The sequence below is a fragment of the Mesorhizobium ciceri biovar biserrulae genome (assembly GCF_001618845.1).
Taxonomy (GTDB): Bacteria; Pseudomonadota; Alphaproteobacteria; order Rhizobiales; family Rhizobiaceae; genus Mesorhizobium; species Mesorhizobium ciceri.
Genome location: NZ_CP015064.1, coordinates 4,615,744 through 4,634,491 on the forward strand (window position 1 = coordinate 4,615,744; position 18,748 = coordinate 4,634,491).

The 18,748-nt window shown below is 59.5% G+C and carries 17 protein-coding genes and 2 tRNA genes; 12 read left to right on the forward strand and 7 right to left on the reverse strand.

Annotated features, from left to right (window positions below):
* Window positions 1-194: 194 nt before the first annotated feature.
* Window positions 195-1,466, reverse strand: coding sequence for an extracellular solute-binding protein (locus tag A4R29_RS21655; protein WP_063172855.1), 1,272 nt, complete (start codon window positions 1,464-1,466; stop codon window positions 195-197).
* A gap of 85 nt (window positions 1,467-1,551) precedes the next feature.
* Between A4R29_RS21655 and A4R29_RS21660 the strand changes: the two genes are divergently transcribed.
* The 9 genes from A4R29_RS21660 (at window position 1,552) to A4R29_RS21700 (ending at window position 10,493) form a co-directional block, all read left to right on the forward strand.
* Window positions 1,552-2,445: a helix-turn-helix domain-containing protein gene (locus A4R29_RS21660; RefSeq protein ID WP_024504770.1), complete on the forward strand. Its 894-nt coding sequence runs from the start codon at window positions 1,552-1,554 to the stop codon at window positions 2,443-2,445.
* 319 nt (window positions 2,446-2,764) lie between these two features.
* Window positions 2,765-2,840 (forward strand) — tRNA-Phe (locus A4R29_RS21665).
* Between the two features lie 211 nt (window positions 2,841-3,051).
* On the forward strand, window positions 3,052-4,317 hold the full coding sequence (locus tag A4R29_RS21670) for a tyrosine-type recombinase/integrase (RefSeq protein ID WP_063173775.1): 1,266 nt from the start codon (window positions 3,052-3,054) through the stop codon (window positions 4,315-4,317).
* Between the two features lie 460 nt (window positions 4,318-4,777).
* Window positions 4,778-5,992, forward strand: coding sequence for a hypothetical protein (locus A4R29_RS21675; RefSeq protein WP_063172856.1), 1,215 nt, complete (start codon window positions 4,778-4,780; stop codon window positions 5,990-5,992).
* Window positions 5,989-6,435 carry a three component ABC system middle component gene (locus A4R29_RS21680; RefSeq protein WP_063172857.1) on the forward strand — a complete coding sequence of 149 codons (447 nt, stop codon included), beginning with the start codon at window positions 5,989-5,991 and terminating at the stop codon, window positions 6,433-6,435. Before A4R29_RS21675 ends, A4R29_RS21680 begins: the two co-directional genes overlap by 4 nt.
* The gene (locus A4R29_RS21685) at window positions 6,432-8,291 is read left to right on the forward strand and encodes a DUF3732 domain-containing protein (RefSeq protein WP_063172858.1); all 1,860 of its coding nucleotides are present in this window, start codon (window positions 6,432-6,434) and stop codon (window positions 8,289-8,291) included. The genes A4R29_RS21680 and A4R29_RS21685 overlap by 4 nt, the downstream gene beginning before the upstream one ends.
* A 448-nt stretch (window positions 8,292-8,739) precedes the next feature.
* On the forward strand, window positions 8,740-8,991 hold the full coding sequence (locus A4R29_RS21690; protein ID WP_013530177.1) for a helix-turn-helix transcriptional regulator: 252 nt from the start codon (window positions 8,740-8,742) through the stop codon (window positions 8,989-8,991).
* 61 nt (window positions 8,992-9,052) lie between these two features.
* Window positions 9,053-9,310: a helix-turn-helix domain-containing protein gene (locus tag A4R29_RS21695; RefSeq protein ID WP_063172859.1), complete on the forward strand. Its 258-nt coding sequence runs from the start codon at window positions 9,053-9,055 to the stop codon at window positions 9,308-9,310.
* Window positions 9,303-10,493: a site-specific integrase gene (locus A4R29_RS21700; protein WP_063172860.1), complete on the forward strand. Its 1,191-nt coding sequence runs from the start codon at window positions 9,303-9,305 to the stop codon at window positions 10,491-10,493. Before A4R29_RS21695 ends, A4R29_RS21700 begins: the two co-directional genes overlap by 8 nt.
* Window positions 10,494-10,600: 107 nt before the next feature.
* Here the strand turns inward: A4R29_RS21700 and A4R29_RS21705 are convergent.
* Window positions 10,601-10,676: transfer RNA gene (locus tag A4R29_RS21705), tRNA-Ile, on the reverse strand.
* A gap of 134 nt (window positions 10,677-10,810) precedes the next feature.
* On the opposite strand from A4R29_RS21705, the gene A4R29_RS21710 reads away from it, so the two are divergent.
* Window positions 10,811-11,524, forward strand: coding sequence for an SIMPL domain-containing protein (locus A4R29_RS21710; protein ID WP_013530175.1), 714 nt, complete (start codon window positions 10,811-10,813; stop codon window positions 11,522-11,524).
* 210 nt (window positions 11,525-11,734) lie between these two features.
* Here the strand turns inward: A4R29_RS21710 and A4R29_RS21715 are convergent, their stop codons facing one another.
* Together A4R29_RS21715 and A4R29_RS21720 are read right to left on the reverse strand one after the other, a co-directional pair.
* Window positions 11,735-12,091, reverse strand: a complete 357-nt coding sequence (locus tag A4R29_RS21715) for a hypothetical protein (RefSeq protein ID WP_063172861.1) — start codon at window positions 12,089-12,091, stop codon at window positions 11,735-11,737.
* 256 nt (window positions 12,092-12,347) lie between these two features.
* Window positions 12,348-12,794, reverse strand: a complete 447-nt coding sequence (locus A4R29_RS21720) for a YcgN family cysteine cluster protein (RefSeq protein ID WP_013530173.1) — start codon at window positions 12,792-12,794, stop codon at window positions 12,348-12,350.
* Window positions 12,795-12,991: 197 nt separating this feature from the next.
* On the opposite strand from A4R29_RS21720, the gene A4R29_RS21725 reads away from it, so the two are divergent.
* Window positions 12,992-15,220, forward strand: coding sequence for an OmpA family protein (locus tag A4R29_RS21725; protein ID WP_063172862.1), 2,229 nt, complete (start codon window positions 12,992-12,994; stop codon window positions 15,218-15,220).
* Between the two features lie 305 nt (window positions 15,221-15,525).
* Window positions 15,526-16,041: a TIGR00645 family protein gene (locus tag A4R29_RS21730; RefSeq protein WP_013530171.1), complete on the forward strand. Its 516-nt coding sequence runs from the start codon at window positions 15,526-15,528 to the stop codon at window positions 16,039-16,041.
* A 133-nt stretch (window positions 16,042-16,174) separates the two neighbouring features.
* Here A4R29_RS21730 and A4R29_RS21735 read toward each other — a convergent pair whose 3' ends face one another.
* From A4R29_RS21735 to A4R29_RS21745, 3 genes are all read right to left on the reverse strand, one after another.
* Window positions 16,175-17,041 (reverse strand): SDR family oxidoreductase, encoded by an 867-nt coding sequence (locus A4R29_RS21735; RefSeq protein WP_063172863.1) that lies wholly within the window; start codon window positions 17,039-17,041, stop codon window positions 16,175-16,177.
* Between the two features lie 110 nt (window positions 17,042-17,151).
* The gene (locus A4R29_RS21740) at window positions 17,152-17,781 is read right to left on the reverse strand and encodes a helix-turn-helix transcriptional regulator (RefSeq protein ID WP_024505497.1); all 630 of its coding nucleotides are present in this window, start codon (window positions 17,779-17,781) and stop codon (window positions 17,152-17,154) included.
* Between the two features lie 8 nt (window positions 17,782-17,789).
* The gene (locus tag A4R29_RS21745) at window positions 17,790-18,662 is read right to left on the reverse strand and encodes a S1C family serine protease (RefSeq protein ID WP_063172864.1); all 873 of its coding nucleotides are present in this window, start codon (window positions 18,660-18,662) and stop codon (window positions 17,790-17,792) included.
* Between the last annotated feature and the right edge of the window lie 86 nt (window positions 18,663-18,748).

The window sequence follows — 18,748 nt, forward strand, 5'->3', positions numbered from 1 at the left end:
TCTACCGCTTGTTGTTTCGCGCCGTCGCCTGGGTCTTCCCTTCTCCCCTTGTGGGAGAAGGTGTCGCCGAAGGCGACGGATCAGGGGTGTTCCAGGGAACGCAAACGTCTCACTCCGCTGGAGCACCCGTCATCCGTCTCGGCGCTATCGCGCCGATCCACCTTCTCCCACAAGGGGAGAAGGAGAAGCGGTGATCAAGATTTGACGGGCAGTCCGGTCGCCGCCGCGATCTGGCTTGCGGCATCGTCGAGCGCCGCCTTGGCGTCAGGATAGCCGCCGGCCAGATACTTGGTCTGCACGGCGCGGACGATGATTTCGGCGTCGCTCTGGAACTGCGTGCCGCGGCTCGGAACAACCTTTGGCAAGGTGCCGAGAATGTCCTTCCATACCGCCTGGCCGCCCCAGTAAGACAGGCCTTGCGCGACATAGGGATCGTCGAGCGCCGAGACCAGGGACGGTACCAGGCCGAACTCCTTCAGCATCGTGATCTGGCCTTCATTGGTTCCGAGCGTGTATTTCAGATAGGCGTAGGCAGCCTCCTTGTTCTTGGAAGCCGAGGTGATGGCCAGCGAGGACCCGCCAAGATTGGCGGCGCGCGGCCCGTCGGCGGTGAGGCTCGGCATCAGATAGACGCCCCATTTGCCGTTTTCGCCGGCAGATTCGGTGCGAATGGTGCCCTCATACCAGCCGCCATAGATCTGGGTGGCGACGGTGCCGGCGGTGTTGTTGGTGATCTTGGTGCCCCAGTCGGCCGACGAGATGATGCCGGCGTCCTTCATCTCCTTGACCTTGGTCATGGCATCGACGCATTTGGGCTGGTTGACCGTGATCGATTGTCCGTCCTCGGAGAAATAGGCGCAGCCCTGTTCGTTGGAGATCATGCGGAAGAATTCCGAGTCGCCATTGAAATCGGCATTTGTCATCGAGACGCCAGGATTGGCGGCCTGGATTTTCTTGCCGGCGGCGATGAAATCGTCCCAGGTCTTGATCGAAGCCGGATCGACGCCGGCCTTTTCGTAGAAGTCGCGGCGATAAAAGGCGGCCACCGGGCCGGAATCCCACGGCATCGCGTAGGCCTTGTCGCCCACTTCCAACTCGGTGCGCTTGAAATCAGGGAATTTTTTCTGGTCGTCGGCTGTGTAACCGAGCGTATGCAGGTCGACGAAGCAGTCGGGGAACTGGCTCCAGTAATTCTCGGCCTCGCCGTTCTCGATGGTGACGACATCAGGCAGCCCGACGCCGCCGGCGGCGCAGCCGGCGATCGACTTGTCGTAAGTCGGCTGGTTGCCGAGATCCTGGACCGTGACCTTGACGTCGGGAAATTGCTTGTTGAAGCCGGCAATGGTCGCTTTCAGCGATGAAGCCGCGACATTCCAGCTCCAGATGGTGATTTCGCCGGATTGCGCGAAGGCCGGGGCTGAGCCCAGGGCAAGCGCGAGCGCGGCGCAGGTCATTGTGATGCGCATTGAAATCCTCCCATTTCATTTGCTCTCTCACTGTGAGCGTGGCTAGACTATGCACCGGGCAAGGCCTGTCGCCGTCAAAGGGAATATGAAATTGGCGGAAAGTAAGATGCCTGAACGGCCGTTCTACCAGCCTGGGGCCAGCAGCGTGGAAGGCCTGCCGCTGCTCCTGCAGATGTTTCACACCAATCCGTTGGTGATGCTCAAGCCGCATTGGCACGCCCAGGTCGAGGTCAATTTCATCGTGCGCGGCAGCGTGCATTACCGCATGAACGACCATGAGATTTCGCTTTCGGCCGGTGAGATGTGCCTGTTCTGGGGTGGCCTGCCGCACCAGATGGACGATTTGTCCGACGACGCCATCTATGCCGGGGCGCATCTGCCGCTGGTGCATTTCTTCCGGCTGCACCTGCCCACGGATATAAGGCACCGGCTGATGACGGGCGCGACACTGGTGACATCAGCCACCGACCAGTCCGACAACCATAATTTCGAGCGCTGGAACCGCTACGCCCGGTCCGGCGACCAGGCCAAGGCCGAACATGCCGTCAACGAATTGCTGCTGCGGCTGGAGCGGGTGCGGTTCGAGCCCTACCGGCTGGTATCCGCAACTCCGACCGACCAGGAAACAGGCAGCCCCTTCGACCAGCAATCGTCGCGCAATGTCGGACGCATGTGCGATTTCATCGCCGAAAACTTCCTCTATGACATCGATTGCGTGAACATCGCCGCGGCCGCCGACATCCATCCCAAATACGCCATGAGCCTGTTCAAGAAATCCACCGGCATGACGCTCAATGAGTATGTGAACCTGTTGCGGCTGAGCTATGCGCAGGCGCTTTTGATGCATCAGGACGCCAATGTGCTGCGTGTCGCCATGGATTCGGGTTTCGGCTCGCTCAGCGCCTTCAACAAGTCGTTCCGCAAGCTCGCCGGCATGTCGCCTTCCGATTTTCGCCGCGGCGTGACCGGCGCCAGATAGGCGATGGCGACTTGCGGGCGCCCAGTGCCGCGAGCATTGCTGCGCCTCGACCGCCGGCTAAAAGACATGTCACGGCGTTTCAGCCTGCAATAGCGGCACGGACAAGAATGGCGAAGGCCGGATCGTGCCATGCCGTGCGCGATTCCGGCCCGCAAGCGGCATGGAAACCCGGGCGCCGCACGGCATCGCTTTTCCTGCCTGAAATCGCCACCTAGGCGCTGGACAGGCCGAATTCCCGTGCTATAACCCACGCGCTTTCAAGGGGCGCCCACGGCGCCTCGATGAATTCCGGCCTGCGAGTTTTCGTTTGCCGGAACAGGCCCAGATAGCTCAGTTGGTAGAGCAGCGGACTGAAAATCCGCGTGTCGGTGGTTCGAATCCGCCTCTGGGCACCATCCCCTCTTTTCCCGACACTCCCTTTCGCCGAAGCTTCTACGCTTCTGTTTCGGCAATTGCATGAAATTGTTGAGGATTTTGGCGCGCAAGGCGCGGTTGGTCGGGTTTTGTGGAATTTCGGCGTAGTTGGTCCAACGAGGCAGAGGGCTGGTATTTTCGCTGGTATTGGAGATCCTGATGGTATCGATGAGCCAAATGGAGGTCCCGAAAATGGCCCTTTCCGACGTAAAATGCCGAAATGCCCGACCCGTTTCCAAGCTCGTGAAATTGACCGATGGTGGCGGGCTCCAGCTTTGGGTGCAGCCTACCGGATCTCGCCTATGGCGCCTCGCCTATCGTTTTGGCGGCAAGCAGAAGCTTCTGGCGTTGGGCAGCTATCCCCTCATCTCCCTCGCTGAGGCACGCGAGGCGCGCGATACCGCCAAACGTCTCCTCCTACGTGGCATCGACCCCGCACTGGAGCGTAAGTTGCAAAAGGCTTCGGCAGAGGACACCTTTCGATCAATCGCGGAGGATTATGTCGACAAGCTGAAGAAGGAGGGACGTGCCGACCGGACCATCACCAAGGTCAAATGGTTGCTCGACTTTGCCTATCCAACGTTTGGGGACAAATGCGTTCGGGAGATCGATCCGGTTACAATTCTTGCCGCTCTCCGCAGCGTGGAGGATCGCGGTCGATACGAGTCGGCCAGGCGACTGCGCTCCACGATTGGCAGCGTGTTTCGATATGCAATCGCAACCGCACGCGCCGATCTAGATCCGACGGTCGCCCTCAGGGGCGCACTCGTCGGTCCGACGGTCAAGCCGCGTGCCGCGGTTACCGATCCTATGGCCTTGGGAGGCTTGCTGAGGGCGATCAATGCCTTTGACGGACAGCCTACAACCCGAGCCGCCCTGAAGCTGATGGCCCTGCTGTTTCCCCGCCCCGGCGAGTTGCGTGCAGCCGGATGGGACGAGTTCGATTTCGAAAGCTCGGTGTGGAGCATCCCTGAAGGGCGCATGAAGATGAGACGGCCGCACCGCGTACCACTTTCCAGGCAGGCCGTCGGGGTCCTAACCTCACTTAGACGAATCTCTGGTGGTGGATCGCTGTTGTTTCCTAGTGTTCGATCGGGCTTGCGTCCGATTTCCGACAACACGCTTAACGCGGCCCTTCGCCGTATGGGGTACGGCAAGGAAGAAGCTACCGCGCACGGTTTTCGAGCAACCGCATCAACTCTGCTGAACGAATGCGGAAAGTGGCATCCGGACGCCATAGAGCGGCAGTTGGCCCATGTTGAGAACAACGACGTTCGTCGCGCCTACGCCCGGGCAGAGCACTGGGAAGAGCGCGTAAAGATGATGCAATGGTGGGCCGATTATCTGGAAGAACTTGCGAGCAAAAACGCGCGGGTGCAAATTGCCGGCGATCGGAGACCGCTAAAACTGGCCGACCTATGGTCTGGCGACCCATTGACCAGGGCGAAGAGTGATTGAAGCGCCATACCACTGCACTGAACCCTTGAGAGGGTGATTCCTCCCACCTTCGGGCGCATCAACACTGCCCAATTTCCGGTGGCGCCCAAGCATTCTGACCCGAATTCAGCCCGCATGGCGGGAGGTAAAAGTGAGCTTTGCGCCCTCTTACCGGTCATTTCGGACGGTCGGAACCTTCACCTGAAAGCGGACATACTCGCCACCTCCGCACAGGCTGAGTTGGACAGAAAGTACCAGATTCCTGCCGGTTCCGGACGGGACGAGATTTATTCAACCGAGCAAGAATCTCCAGATCTTCCTTCTCAATACCCGAGAAGGCGAAATCAGCGATTGAATCGTTTAAATTGATATCGATCTTAGCTCCAAATCCTATCGTTAGTACATTGAAATAGCGATTGGCAGCTGCTAGGTGTCGGCGTAATTACTTGGAGCGTGTTTTCTCGAATCCTGTTGGTAGGCCATGAGCGGAAGGTCGCGCGTCGATACGACTAGTGCGGAAGATAAATCAATTGGTTTCGACTACCAGTACTATTATTTTCTAAATGAGCTGCTGAACCTAAAAATTGGCCAAGTTGTGGGCTTGGAGGTTTTAGATGATGTTCATATCGAGCGTCCAGACGGCACTAATCTACTTGTCCAGCTGAAGCACACAGTTCAGACGAGTGCACATGGCGCTCCTATCAACCTTACGACGTTGGACAGCGATCTTTGGAAATCGATTTCGAACTGGTGCAAATTGATCATCGACCCGGCGGATGAACGGGCGTCGGTGGATTCTCAGCTTGCATTTCTTAAGAAGACTAGCTTCCTGCTCGCATCCAACAAGTCAGAAAATGACAAAAATGCCCTTCTGATATCCATTGAAACCTTCAAGGCTAGCACCAAAAGTCATGCTGAGCTTGTCGCTGAGATCACGTTGCTCAAGGCGAAAAGCAAAGACCAGGTGATTCAAGGTTACATCGATGACGTGCTCTCACTCGACGCCGCCGTGTCAGAGAGCTTTTTTGAGCACCTGTCGTTCGCTTTGGGGAAGGACAAAATCATCAACCTATGCAGAGCGTCCATCGCCGAGAAGCAGATACACCAATCACGTATTGACGACGTTTTTCACGCCATCGACTCAGAGGTACGGCAAAATTCCTATGCCACCGTCAAGGCAGGGCAGAAAATCACGATCAGCTTTGACGAATTCACCCAGAAATACCGACGATATTTCGATAAAGCTCGGAGCGGCGGTCTGCTTTTCAGAAGATTTCCGACTGTTTTGCCGGACAGTCTACTCGACCAGACGTTCATCAAGCAATTGGTGGATATCAATGACATCTCAGAGGATAACGTTGAGTTCCATACGAAGTTCACCACCAGGCGGTTGCACTTTCGCGATAATATGGAACGACTGATCCAAGACGGGGATATCACCCAATCCGATATTGACGATTTGGAGGAAGAGGCTTCCGTCATTTGGGAAGGCAAGTTCCTTCAGGCCTACTCAGCCCAACAGTCAACTGGTGATGAGGGCGCATCTGCCCGTGCGATTGTCGGAGATTTGCGGCAGAGAAAACTGACGCTTGCTTCGCAGGAGCTTCCGATACCCATGAGTCATGGCGGGTTCTACGATCTCTCTGATCGACCGGTGATTGGCTGGTTGAGCGACTGGAAAGACCGCTACAAGTGAAGTTCAGTTCATATTACAATAATCTCGGGATCAATGCGTTCGCGATCTCCTCTGTGCTGAAAGAGGCGGGATTTCTAACGATCCCCCAAATTGCGTTGATCTTGCCAGTTGTGGCGCATCGTCAGATGGTAACAAAGCTTGCCAACGGCCGATTCAGATTTGCAAGTTTTGAGCAGTATCTGATCGATAACATCGAATTCTTCTACAATTTTAATGAGCGATACCTTGCGTCGCTTACTCCGACCGTCAATGCCCTGCAATTTTTGTATGAGATGGGCGTGCTTCAATTGAAGGACCACGGTGCGGTGGTAGCGTCTGACTTACCCTTCGACGCATCAATGGGCAAACGCGCCGAGCGCGTTAAGCGCGCGTCATCAAACATAGCTGCCCTGATTTCTGGCAATGCTGAAATTTTCTACCTCAATGCGAGGATCGAGCTATGAAATTCTACATCGAAAGCCTGTACCTGTGGCTCAATACCGAACAAAGAAGGTCCGTTAGGTTCTTGCCGAACAAGGTGAATGTGATCACCGGAGACAGCCACACTGGTAAAACCGCCATCCTGGATATCGTAGATTATTGCATGTTCGCGAGCAAGCATCGTATTTCTGAGAGCATTATCAACGAAAATGTCGCCTGGTACGGACTGCGTATTCATGTGAACGATAAGGTCTATACGCTGGCGAGACGCGCACCGGCAGGAAAGACCACATCGTCTGATTACTACTTCTCGTCAATAGGGGAGGTGCCGGACTCCGTGCCCATACCGAATATCAGCGAAAGCGTCTTGAAGAAGCAATTGAGCGCTGACTTCGGCATCGACCAAGACGTCAAAATTCCTTTTGGCGGGAGAACGTTGCAAACCGGCTCTAGGGTGTCGCTGCGATACTTCCTGCTCTTCAACACGATCTCTCAAGATATAATCACGCATAGCGATCAGTTTTTCGACAAGCAGAACGAGCCTCGTTACCAAGAGGCCTTACCGCGCATATTCGACATTGCTGTGGGGATCGACACGGTCGAGAACATACTGAAGCGAGAGAAGCGGACGGAGTTGGAGCGAAGCCTCGCCCGCCTTGAAAAACTGACCGCGAAAACGCAGGAAAAGCGCGATCAGTTTAACGCCCAATTGGCTGAAACCGTCGCGCGGGCGAAGGGGTATGGACTAGTCGCCGACAATACAGACGCGGATGCTTCAGTCACCGCGTTGAAGCGAATGGTGACGGAGCGGGAGAGTGGCCCCGATCTGTATGTGTCCGCGCAGTATGAGGAAATTTCTTCGCAGCTATACCGAGTTTCTCGAAAGATCAGGGGGCTTCGCAAATTCGCTTCGGAGTATGGAAATCATAAGGTGACCCTCAAGGAGACAGCGGATAGCCTCCAGCCCGTTGAATATCTGATGAGGAACTACGAGGAGACGGTTCGGACATCCGTATTCGAGGACATCCTCAGGAACCTTTCCGAGGGTCTACAGCAGATTAAAGACGCTACTGCGAGAAAGACGCCGTTGGACAGCAACATCTCCGAAATTATCAAGGCATTGGAATCTCAGCGCGAGAAGCTCGAAAAAGACCTTCAAGCCCTTCCCGCCGAGATGGAGAGCTTCGAGACCGATAAAGATAAGTATATCTTCATCGGCGAAACGAAGGCCAAGCTTGAGTTGTACGGCGATCTAGAGTCAGAAAAGGTTACAGACAACAGCGAGTTGATCGCAAACCTGACAGCTGAAATCGAAGATCTCGCTGTGTCACCTGTCAACGATCGGCAAGAGCTGTTCAACAGCGCCCTTGATGAAGCAATCCAGGATTATATTTCTCTAACGAAGGCAGCGCTGGGGAACTATGGCGAATATCGTTCCGCCTTCAATTATTCGGAAAAGAAGCTTCATCTGCGCAAGCCCAGAACAGCATCGACCGAGAACGTGGGCAGCAGTTCCAACCACATGTTCCTTCACCTGTTTCTGTTCCTTGGCCTGCATGAACTAGTTATGCGGAACGACGGCATTCACGTGGCACCGTTCCTGATTATTGATCAGTTCTCGAGGCCTTACTGGGGCGAGGATGATCGGAAGGATGGGGAGGGCGAGAAGGACGTCGACCAAAGCGATGTCGCAAAGGTCAAGTTGGCACTGGAGCTTTTGGACCAGTTCATCTCCACCGCAAATGAAATGGGAAAAGAGTTCCAGATGATCGTCTTCGAGCACATAAATCCGCGATATTGGGACGGGCTCAAGAACGTGCACCTAGTTGAAATTTTCCGAGATGGAAACGCCCTGATCCCGGTTTCCAGGGCGGACTAGGGCGTATCGGGCGCGAACGTCTGCAAATGTCCGCAATTGATCTGAAATATCAGCAAGCCTATTCTGGTGGCCGTTTTTGGTGAGACCAGCGCAGCCGTCGACCGTAGGGAGGTCGGGAGCGGTATGGCTGCTAGCCCATGATCGCTCGCCAGAACCAATCAGTCCGCTCCCGGCCCCGAACGCGACGTCCAGAGTAGTGGGTCGTTGATCGCCAGCTCAGCGAAAACCCCTCCGCCGACTTGCCTATGGATTGCGCTCCTGCCGGAATGCACCCCGTTCACACGTTGCTGCCAATTTACGCCGAACGAACTAGTCAGGCCGGTTCCGCTTGACGAGGGTTTTCTTATTTTAGCCCAACACGATCTCCTCGCTACGAATTGGCAACTAGGATGTGGCTTTTGCGCTTCGATACCAACTCGCCTGGATTGCCAGGACCGAGGCAGCGTCCATGAAGAGTGACGCAATCTCGTATGCCCCACGAGGGCTATCTCGTGAGGAAGCGGCTCGTTACATCGGTGTCGGATCGACGCTTTTTGACGAGATGGTCGCCGATGGTCGGATGCCCCAGCCCAAGCGCATCAACAGCCGCGCTGTCTGGGATCGTGTCGCACTGGATATTGCTTTCACCTCGTTGCCGGACAAAGATACCGGCCTTCAAGAGCTGTTGGAACGAAGCAAACGGGACGTTGAAAAACGATAATACGCTTGTTGCGTATACGCTGTAGACGTAGTACGCTGATAGCTCGTGCGGAAGGGATGACGTGAACGAGAATGAGAAACTTGCGCAAGAAGTCAAAGCCTGGCGGGCAAAGGGGGGGGTCACTGCCGAAGCCGCGGCCAGGGCGCTGGGAATACCAAAGCGCACCTTTGAAGGCATAGAGCAAGGCAGAGGGTTCCCCTACCCTCTGCTCCTGCGCGTTGCAATCGAAAGCAAAACCCTTTCGCTGCAAGCGATGCTGGAGAACTCCCCGCGAGCTGATCACCGGCGGAGAAAGTCTGGAAGGAACGTTGATGGCTAGGCCCTTTAAGGATGCGCGCTATCCTGGGATCTCTTCGCGTATCAAGAATGGCAAGCTAACTTACCGCTACCGTGCAAAAGGCATGCCTGAAATCCAACTTCCCGGTAAGCCAGGAGATCCCGAGTTCGAGGTGGCTTACGAGAATGCCACGCAGGGCCAACATAAGAATGCTGTTATTATCGATTTGCCCGGTCGGGCACTGCCAAAAACATTTGGCCATGCCGCGCGTCGACTTGAGACCACGATGGAGTGGCTGGATTTTGATGAAGCAACGCAGCGGAAGAATGCGCGACTGATCGAGCGCTTTCTCAGCCTGAAGGTCGATCCTGCCTATCCGCTGACGTGGCGCGAAACGCCAGTCGAACACCTCGACGCGGATCGGCTTCGCGCCATAATTGAAGGCATCTTCAGAACAAACCGTTCGGTCGCCAAACACATGTTGGTGGCCATAAAGAAGCTTGTATGGGTCGCGACCGACATCGAAAAATGGATAAAGCCGCAGGACGATCCCTCGTTGTCCATCCGCGTGCGAGTGCCCAAATCGACCAAGAACCCGGCCTGGCCGATCGCGATGCGCGAAAGGTTCGAGGAGCGACACCCCGTCGGGACAGCCGCACGCACCTGCTACGCACTCGGCTTCTGGCTTGGAAATCGTCGCGGCGATATCGCTGCGCTTGCGTGGGATGATCTTCTAACCGAAGAGATTGAACTGTTCGATGGCTCGCTGGTGCTAATCGAGGCCTTTGATTTCCGACAGAAGAAGAACCGCAACCGCCACGGCGGGCGCGAGATGTTCATCCCAGTCGTAGACAAGCTGGCGGCAGCGCTGGATCCGCTTGACCGCTCGAAGGGGGGAACCGTCTTGAAGAACGGCTATGGCAACCCGTTTTCAGAAAAGAGCCTGTCGGGCATGATGCAGCACTGGACGCGGCAGGCGGGAATTCCTAGCGGCTACACGCTCCATGGCCTGCGCCGCACCTTCGGCACTTACCTCGCTGAATGCAACATCCAAGCGCGGGCCATAATGGAGGCTATGGGCCATTCCTCCATGGCGGTAACGGATGACTACGTGCGCGAGGCCAACAAGAAGCGGATCGCAGTTGATATTGCCCGTGCCATCAACGAGCGCGAGGCCAAACGCGACGCGATGAAGCGGCGAGCAAACCTGCGCATCGTCAGATAATCAAATCGAGTCGGAACAAACCGGGACCGTGGTCTTTGCTTTGGGCCCATAATGGGCCCAAAACGTTTTGGGCCCAGGGCGATTTTTGGCAACAAAATCAAAGGTTATGGTGGGCCCGGAGGGACTCGAACCCCCAACCAAGCGGTTATGAGCCGCCGGCTCTAACCATTGAGCTACAGGCCCCACGCGGGCTGGATTAATGTTTTTCGCATCGCGGCACAAGGCTTTCCCGACGGGCTTCCCCAGATCGCCCAAATCAACCCATAATCGCGCTCTACGCGACGTCTGCGACTTGATCGCAGACCAAGGAGATTTTCATGACCAGACATCTTTTGCCTCTCGCGCTCGCCGCTGCAATCGCTTTTCCGGCGATGGCTGGAGCCACCGATCTGCCGACGCCGCCCCGCATCATCGTGTCGGGCGAAGGCGAAGCAACCGTGGCCCCCGATCTGGCGGTCCTGACGCTGAGCGTCATGCGCGAGGCCAAGACCGCGCGCGCCGCGCTCGACGCCAACAATGACGCCATGGCCGCCGTGATCGCGGCGATGAAGTCCGCCGGCATCAAGGACCGGGACCTGCAGACCGCCGGCATCCAGATCAACCCGCGCTACAACTACACCAACAAGCCGGACGGCAGCCAGGAAGCCGAACTCGTCGCCTATCAGGTGACCAACACGCTTTCGGTGCGGGTGCGCGATGTCGACAAGACCGGCGAGATCCTCGACAAGGCGGTGTCGCTCGGCGTCAACCAGGGTGGCGGCATCGCCTTCACCAATGACAACCCGGCAGCCACGGTCACCGAGGCGCGCAAGAAGGCGGTCGCCAACGCCATGGCCAAGGCCAAGACGCTGGCCGAGGCCGCAGGCGCCAGCCTCGGCCGGGTGCTCGAGATATCAGATCAGAACATTGCGCCGGCGCCGATGCCGATCAACGCCAAGGCCTTCGATGCCGCGGCGGGTGGCGCGGCTCCCGTGCAGGCCGGCGAGAATTCCTACAATGTCCAGGTGACCGTCACCTTCGAACTGAAGTAAGCGGCTCTGAGGATCCGTGGCTGGTCTTGCCCAGCCACCGATGCATCACCAGCCAATAGCACGCATGAAAAACCCCGCGGGATTGCTCCCGCGGGGTTTTTCGAGCCACACCCTTCAACCGGAAAGGGGCTCCGCTAGTCCCAGCTGATCTTGCTAAAGATCATGCTGCCAGGCTGACCCTCAAAGAGGGTCGGCCTTAATTGTCGAACCTCAGCCATAGATAACCGGGCAGCCGCGCTCATTGGCGAACACCACCACGACACGGTCGCCGTCCTGGCGGCCCGCCACCTTCACCGTACGACGGTTGACGTCGACGATGCGGACACGGTGGAGACCCATGCGTTCGGCCTTGTCGAGGGCGCGGTCCGGCGAGCAGCCACGGCGCCAGTCGCCGCGGCGTTCATCACGGCGATGGCGATAACCGTCGTCACCGGTATAGACGCCGAAACGCGGGTCGTTGTTGTTGCCGAAGCCGAGATAGAGGCTGTCGGCGTGGGCGGGAACGGCCGCCAGCGTGCCGAGACCGACCAGGGCCGAAAGGGCTGCCGTCTTGATCGTGTTGAACATCGTCGTCTCTCCTTTTTGCGGGCCTTCGCCCGTCCTCGTGAACCGATGGGGGGAGAATGCGCTTGCCTGTCTGAACTCTTTACGAACCTGCCGTTCATCTCCGGTTCATATGGCGGGAAGAAGGAAGTTCCGGCCATTCGCCATCCTCCCCAGCCCTTGGTGAAGGCCGGAATGCCTGACTCGGCGCCCGATTCCGACCCCCCGCGGATTGGCCAAATGCCTTCGAACGTAGGGCTGTTGCTCGCCGCGGCTGGTCCTACGGCTCCTCGTCCAGCACATAGTCAAAATAGTCTTCCGGCTCGGCAAGATCGGTTTCACTCGCCTTGACCCGGCCGCGCATCGAGATGCCGGCTTCATGCACGGTCTCGGCGCTGCCAGACACCAGCCGGTGCCACCAGTAGAGGTCGCGGCCCTCGGCAACCAGCCGATAGGCACAGGTACTGGGCAGCCAACTGATGGTTCGCACATTCTGCGGCGTCAGCCCGACGCAGTCGGGAACGCGCGCCAGCCGGTTGGCGTAGTCCGAACAGCGGCAGGTCTCGGCGTCGAACAGCCGACAGCCGACGCTGGTCCAGTAGATCTCGCCGGTGTCCTCGTCCTCAAGCTTTGACAGGCAGCATTTACCGCAGCCGTCGCACAGCGATTCCCACTCGGCCGGGCTCATCGCCTCCAGCGCCTTGGTTTTCCAGAATGGCGTTTCCATTTCCCGGATGTGGCCCCAGCCGCGGGCAAGGTCAAGCGCGGCAATGGTCGCAATTGCGGCTATCGCCAGGTGAATGACATGAAGTTGCCTTCAAAAGGTCGGTCAATCGCCCCGTACGGCCTCTATCCGTGCCAGACTGGAACCAATCGGCACAAGATCGGTTTCGGCAAGGATGGGACCCCACAAGGAGAATTTCGATGAAACGCCAACCACGGATTCTGGCAGGCACCGCACTTGGCCTGTTGATGGCATCCGCGCCGTTGGGCGCGTTCCCGCTTCAGGGAAGTGTCGCGTCCGGTCTTGCCCAGCGCACGGCAACCCCATTCATCCTGGCGCAAGCAGCATGCGCCGAGGGCGAATCGGCCGAGGCCTGCGCGCAGAAGCAGCAGGCGGAACCCGAACAGAAACACGAGCGCAAGAAGGCCGAGCCTGAACAGCAGGCCGCGCCTGCCCAGAGCGAGCAGCCCGCCGAGGAGCAGCAGCCACGCCGGAAGAAGCGCGACCAGCAGCAGCAGGCCGAGCAGGCGCCCGCCGAACAGGCCGCTCCCGCCGAGGAACAGCAGCCGCGCAGGAAGAAGCGTGATCAGCAGCAGCAGGCCGAGCAGGCGCCGGCCGAACAGGCAGCACCCGCAGAGGAACAGCAGCCGCGCAGGAAGAAGCGTGATCAGCAGCAGCAGACCGAGCAGGCGCCGGCCGAACAGGCAGCACCCGCAGAGGAACAGCAGCCGCGCAGAAAGAAGCGTGACCAGCAGCAGCAGACCGAGCAGGCGCCGGCCGAACAGGCAGCACCCGCAGGGGAACAGCAGCCGCGCAGAAAGAAGCGTGACCAGCAGCAGCAGACCGAGCAGGCGCCGGCCGAACAGGCAGCACCCGCAGGGGAACAGCAGCCGCGCAGGAAGAAGCGTGATCAGCAGCAGCAGACCGAGCAGACGCCGGCCGAACAGGTCGCGCCGGCCAACGACAATCAGCCCGGCGAACAGGCCCAGCCGCGCAAGAAGAACAGGCAGGATCAGCAAGCCCAACCTGAAGTCGCCCCGGCGCCGAAGGAAGCTCCCGCTGGAGAGGCGACGGCCCCTGCCGGCGAGCAGCCGGCGGCCCAAGGCGAGCAGCCCCAGGACACGACGAAGAAGCACGGCAGGAAACCTGTTGGCGAGCAGCCGGCGACGGCCGAACAACCCGCCACCGGCGAACAACCGGCCAATGGTCAGACGGCAGCACCGGCACAGGGCGAAAACCCGGTGCAGGGCGAAGCACCGGCTGATCCAAACGCCGCCCCCATCCTGGACAGCCAGAAGGACGCCGAGCGCAGAGGCGGACGCAAGCAGGGCGACAAGATCGTCCCGCAGGATGGCGAGCAGCAGAATGGCGGGCAAAATGCCCAGCAAGGTGGCGATCAGGGCCGCAAGCCGGTGGCTGCTCCCGTCGACCAGGGTCCGCCGCCCACCGACGACAGGGCCGCACAGCAGGAGATCAAGCCCGAGAAGATCGTCCCGGTGACCGAGGAGAAGGGCACGCGCGTAGAGCGTGCGCCCGATGAGATCGCCCGCGATCGTCGGCGTCCGAAAGGCGTCGACGTCGTCAGGAAACTCGGCGATCGCGTCATCCTGCAGTTCAACAACCAGACATTTGTCCAGAGCAATGACGCCCCGCGCGTCACCCGCGGTGCCAAAGAAGTCTACTATGAGGATCTGTCGGGCGATCGCACCCGGGAAATCGTCGAGCGTGACAACGGTGTCCGGATCGTCACCATCCGCAACCGCTATGGCGACGTTATCCAGCGTTCGCGCATCGCGCCGGATGGACGCGAATATGTGCTGAGCTATGTCGACGAGCGGCACTATCAAGATGACAGCGACTGGCGTGATCCCGGCGACGACCTGCCGCCGATGCGGCTGACCATCCCGCGCCGGGAATACATTCTCGATTCCGAGGACGTCGAGAGCCCCGATGACTACTACGAGTTCCTCGAACAGCCCCCGGTCGAGAAGGTCCAGCGCCTCTATTCGATCGACGAGGTCAAGCGTTCGGCCCGCGTGCGCGACATCGCACGTCGCGTCGATCTCGACACGCTCAACTTCGAATTCGGTTCGGCCTCCATCTCCGACACCGAGGTGCAGAAGCTCGAGGGCGTAGCGACGGCCATGGAGAAGCTGTTGAAGAAGAACCCGGCCGAGACCTTCCTGATCGAAGGTCACACCGACGCGGTCGGCACACCGGAGGCTAACCTCGCTCTTTCCGATCGCCGTGCGGAAGCGGTGGCGGAGGCTCTGACCAATGCCTTCGGCATCCCGCCGGAAAACCTGACGACACAGGGCTATGGCGAGGAGTATCTGAAGGTCAACACGGCGGCGCCCAACCGCGAGAACCGCCGCGTCGCCATCCGCCGCATCACCTCGCTGGTGGCACCGGTCGCCAGCAACAATTAGGTCATGATTTCAAAATCATGACCCGGTTTGTGGAATCGGCAAGAGAAGCATCCACCCCCGGCACAGCCGGGGGTGGATGGATGTGCGGGGTTCAACAAGAATTGTACGGGCGTTAGACACGGCTCATTGAATCGCGAGCGCAGCCACCCCAGATTCGGTGCTGGGCGTTCCCTGCCCCGTCCCGACTCCAGCGGGACGCATTGAGCCCCGCCGGACCTTGTTCGGCGGGGTTTTTTGTCTTGCAAACGGTGGCGGCCTCGTCGAATACGGCCATTGCTGAGAGATCAACCCGCCGGAATCATCCCATGAAGCGTCTCGAACTCGCCATCGAATCGATCATTCTCGCTTCACGCTGGCTGCTCGTCGTTTTCTATATAGGCCTGGCCCTGGCATTGGCCGTCTATGCGCTGTCCTTCGGCAAGAAGCTCTATGAGTTCATTAGCCTGGCGTTCACGCTCGGTGACACCGACACCATCCTGAAGATGCTCGGCCTGATCGATGCCGCGCTGGTTGCCTCGCTGGTGGTGATGGTCATCATCTCGGGCTACGAGAATTTCGTCAGCCGCTTCGACGACCAGGACGGCGGTGTGCACTGGCTGGGCACCATCGATGTCGGTTCGCTGAAGGTCAAGGTTGCCTCGACCATCGTCGCCATCTCGTCGATCCACCTCTTGCAGGTGTTCTTGAACTCATCGTCCTACACGACCGACCAGTTGATGTGGCTGACCATCATCCATCTCGCCTTCGTCGTCTCGGCGCTCATGCTCGCCTATATCGACCGGCTGATGGGCCTGAGCAAAGGCAAGAAGGACGAGGCGTGAGCCTGCGCCTGCCGGACGTTGAATCAATCCCGCAGGAACGATGCCCTGCCGCCTTGTTCGAGCAGGGCTTTCCCACGACTCTGCTGGTGGCGAAGGTCTTGGCTCGACGCCCGTCGCGTCAAAACGAACAGCTCTAGTAAATATTCCTGATCTTGCTGTCCGTGCGGGCAAACACCTCGTCGGGGACAAAAAAGTCGCCGGCCAGCGGCCCGGTCGCATCAGGCGCATAGATCGAGAAATCGCTGACGCCCTCGGCGCGCAGCACCTCTTCGTCGATGTAGAAGTTGCCGGTCGCTTCGCGCGCTGGCCGCATGAAGATGGCATGCGCAGCATCGGCCATGATGTCGGGCAAACGGCTCATTGCCGCCACCGTCGCGCCGCCCAGCAGATTGCGCACGGCTGCCGTGTCGATGGTCGAAATCGGCCACAGTGAATTGACGGCGATGCCGTCCTTGGCGAACTCGGCGCTCATGCCCAGCGTGCACATCGACATGCCGAACTTGGCCATCGTGTAGGCGACATGGTTCTTGAACCACTTGGCCTTCATGTCGAGCGGCGGTGCCAGATTCAGGATGTGAGGATTGCTGGCCAACTTCAGGTGCGGAATGCACATTTTGGACACCAGGAAGGTGCCGCGCGTGTTGATCTGATGCATCAGGTCGTAGCGCTTCATGTCGGTTTCCAGCGTGCCGGTGAGCTGGATGGCGCTGGCATTGTTGACGCAGATATCGATGCCACCGAACTTTTCCACGGTCCTGGCGACCGCCTCGGCCACCTGTGCCTCTTCACGGATGTCGCACAGCACGGGCAGCGCCTTGCCGCCGGCCTGCTCGATCTCTTCTGCCGCGTTATAGATTGTGCCGGGCAGCTTCGGATGCGGTTCGGCGGTTTTGGCCGCGATCGTCACATTGGCGCCGTCGCGCGCCGCGCGCAGCGCGATCGCCAGCCCGATGCCGCGCGATCCGCCGGAGATGAACAGCGTCTTTCCCTTGAGCGACATTTCCTTGCGCCTCCCTTGCAACACGTCAGGCGCGAAGCTTTGCGCGGCGGGCGACCACAGCGCAAGACCCGACACGCCGGACACCGCGTTACGCAGCGTAGGGTTTATGACTAAACCAGCACCAGGCCCTGCCGCATCGCAGTGGCAATCGCGTCGGTGCGGTTGGCGGCACCGAGCTTGATCAGGATTGCGGCGACATGGAACTTCGCAGTGTGCACGGAAATGTTCAGCCGCCGCGCGATCACCTTGTTGGGTGCGCCCTCGGCCAGCAGCGCCAGCACTTCCGCCTCGCGCGGCGACAGCGAAGGACGGACGGCATGCTCGTCGGAGGCTTCATCTTCGAACGGCTCGCCATCGCCAGTATGGAAATCCTCATGGCGTCCGGTTCTGCGCTCGCCCGATACCCGATAGCCGGCCGCCGCCAGCCGCGCCGCCGCAGCGATCAACAAATCGTCCGCGCCCGTTTCGAGGACGGCCAACACCTCGCCCGCGGGCCGTTCGCCATTGGCGCCTCCCGATAGAAGAACCCGGGGAATGGCGGCCGGCACAGCACCGCCGCTGCTGTCGTCAACGATGGCGACGTCAGCCCTGCCGGCCACCACCGGCAGCAGGTCATCGCTCGCGGCCAGCGAGGCCGCCAGGCGCTCGGCGCGCGACGCATCGCCAAGCGCAATCAGCACCACCAGCCGCCGCGAGACGGCACCGTCATGCATGATCCGGTCGCTGGTGAGCGTGTCCATGGATGCCCTCAGCTCAGCGGCTTTTCGCCGATGGTCAGCCCGACATCGCGCTGTTCGCCGCCGCGCACCACGCCGAGCGTCACCGAAGCGCCCGCACTGTCTGGTCCGAGCCTGCGGATCAGGTCGCGCGGGCCATGCACCGCCTCACCGTTCCACGCCACGATGATATCGCCGAGAGAGAGACTGGCGGCCTTGGCGGGACCATCGTCATCGAGGCTCATCACCATCGCGCCATGCGCGTCGCGGTCGCGTACCGGATGCAGGCCGGCGCCGAGATAACCGCGCGCGACATGGCCCTTTTCGCGCAGCGTCGCAACCGCCCGCTCGATCGTCTCGTAAGGCATGACCAGCGCCCGGTGGCGCGGCCCGAACAGCAGCATGCCGATCAGCGCACCCTTGGCGTCGAGAACCGGGCCGCCCTCGAAACGGCCGCCGGCACCGACGGCCAGATTGATGCGCCGGTCGATGGTGCCGCCGCGCATCGAGCGCCAGGCCGGACCGACTTCGCCGACCGAGCCCGAAACGGCCAGAGCCGACCCGTTGCTATTGCCGATGGCGATGGCAATGTTGCCTGGCCGCACCGCGTCAGCCCTGGCCAACGGCACGGCGTTGATGGCCGTAGCCGGCTTCAGCAGGGCAACGCCAGTCGACGGATCGCGGCCGACCAGTTCTGCCTTCACCGCCTCACCCGAGGCCAGCGTCAGTTCGATCTCCTCGCCGGCCTCGACAGCCTCCTCGGCGGTGACGAAATAACCGTCACGCCAGTGGAAGGCGCTTGCCGTGCGGTGATGATGCGTGGCGCAGCCAGCCGTTGCCGGTGCCGCCTGGGCGGCGAGATCGGCGATGGCTTGCGAAAACGCACTCAGATTGAAATCGCTCATATTGGTCTCCTGGGTTCATCCATGCCCCAGATATCGCTCGACAGCGCGTTCAGAGGTACTCGCCTGAAGGCTAGTTGCCGGTTTGA